Genomic DNA, 1,773 nt, shown 5'->3' on the forward strand with positions numbered 1-1,773 from the left:
GCGCTCGAACTGCTCTGGCTGCTCACCACCGATCCGGAGCTGCGGCAGCGCATCCTCGTACGGCTCGATCCGGCCGAGCTGCCCGCCCGTGTTGCCGCGGACCTCGGCGGGCCGGACGAGCGTGAACTGGCCGTACTTGCCTCCCACTTGGATCCGGATCGGCCCGTCGCCGCGCTGTGCCGGCTGGCCGAGCACGGCGGCCCGGGCACGTTGCCCCTCCTCGCCGACCTGCTGCTGCGGATCGTCAGCGAGCTCGCCGCGGCGTGGGAGCCCGGCGGTGCGACGGGCGGCCGCCCCGTGCCCGACAGCGAGCCCGCGGTGCCGCAGGAGGCCGTGGACGCGTTGTGCGGCCTCGGGCGGCGGCTCCACGCGCGGGGCAGGATCCGCCCGGTGTGCCTGCTCGACGCGGCCGACGCGAAGGCGGCCGGCCACGGGCTCGTCGCGGACATGGCCCTCGGGCTGCTGGACCGGCCCGGCCTTGCCGCAGGTGAACAGGCGGTCCTGCTCAAGCTCGTGCGCGACCTGCCGCACGCGCCGGCCGAGCACGTCCGGTCCCGGGTGCACCCGCTCCTGCGCCACCCCGACCGGCACGTGCGCAAGCACGTCGTCGCGCTTCTGGCGCGGGATGGGACCGGGGACGGCGTCCAGGCCCTCTCGGCGGGCCTGATCGCGTTGACCGGCCCGACGGGGGACCCCCAGACCGTACGGCAGACCCTGACCGCCCTCGGAGAGGCGGGCGCGCGCTGGGCGTCCGATGCGATCGCCGGCTGCCTGGACCACCCGAACATGAACGTCCGCAAGACGGCGGCCCGAGCCCTCGCGACCGCCGGAACCCCCCAGTCCGTCCCGCCCCTCCTCCACCGCCTCGGCCGCGACGACAACCCGGGCCTCCGCACCCTCGTCGCCGACGCCCTGGGCGCCCTGTTGGGCGAGGCGTACGAGGCGACGGTCACGGCCGCGGCAGCCCGCGAGCCTGACGCTCGCATCCGAACCCGCCTGCAGGCCGGCCTCGCCACCCGGCCCACGCCGGACCGGAACGACGAGGACCTGCGGCGGCTGACGGAGGGGGGTTGGGACCCGATCGTCGCGATGCGCATCGCCGAAAGCAGCGACCGCGCCGCGCCGCTGAGGGTGTTGCGGCCGTATCTCGTCGACTGGCTCGAGCTCGCCGCCACGTCGGCGGACGCGCGCCGGGCCGTGCTGCGGCTGCTGCCCGACGTCTGCCCCGCACCGTGGGAGGAGCATGAGCGCGCCGCGTTCGCTCGTGGTGCGGCGGTGCTGCTCGATGGCCTTGCGGAGGCCGAGGGCGACGCGCGGGACCGGCTGATAGAGCTGCTCGAAGCGGTCGCACCGCGCCTGCGACCGACGGTCGCGGCAGGTGTCGTCGCCGCCGTCCGGGCCCTGCCTGCGCGGGCGGCGGGCAGCCGCTCCACGCTGCCGTTGCTGCACCTCTGCGGCGCGGTCGTCGTCCGCGCGGACCTCGACCGAGAACTGACCGCCACCGACCTCGCCCCCGCCCCGGAGGCGGCGCGGACGCGGCTGCTGCGCGAGACGTTCGGGGTCGGGGAGGAGGGGGCGTACGGGGACGGCCGGTGGCGGGCGGAACTCGCCGACGCCATAAGGAGCGTGGAAGCACTGGCCGCGTTCCGGGACCGGGCCGAGGGGCCCGGATCTCGCGCCGTGCTCGGCGCGCTGATCGACGTACAGGGCGACGCGGCACCGGCCGTGCGGGCGGCGGTCGTCGACTGGATGACGGAGCTTCAGCCGCTGGGC

The 1,773-nt window shown here is 76.4% G+C and carries 1 protein-coding gene; it reads left to right on the plus strand.

What is annotated here, in order from left to right; translation table 11 throughout:
- Positions 1–1,773: HEAT repeat domain-containing protein (locus VIU94_RS22495; RefSeq protein WP_331913658.1), on the plus strand; the 1,773-nt coding region annotated here is incomplete at both ends.

The sequence above is a fragment of the Streptomyces sp. genome (assembly GCF_036566765.1).
Lineage (GTDB): Bacteria > Actinomycetota > Actinomycetes > Streptomycetales > Streptomycetaceae > Streptomyces.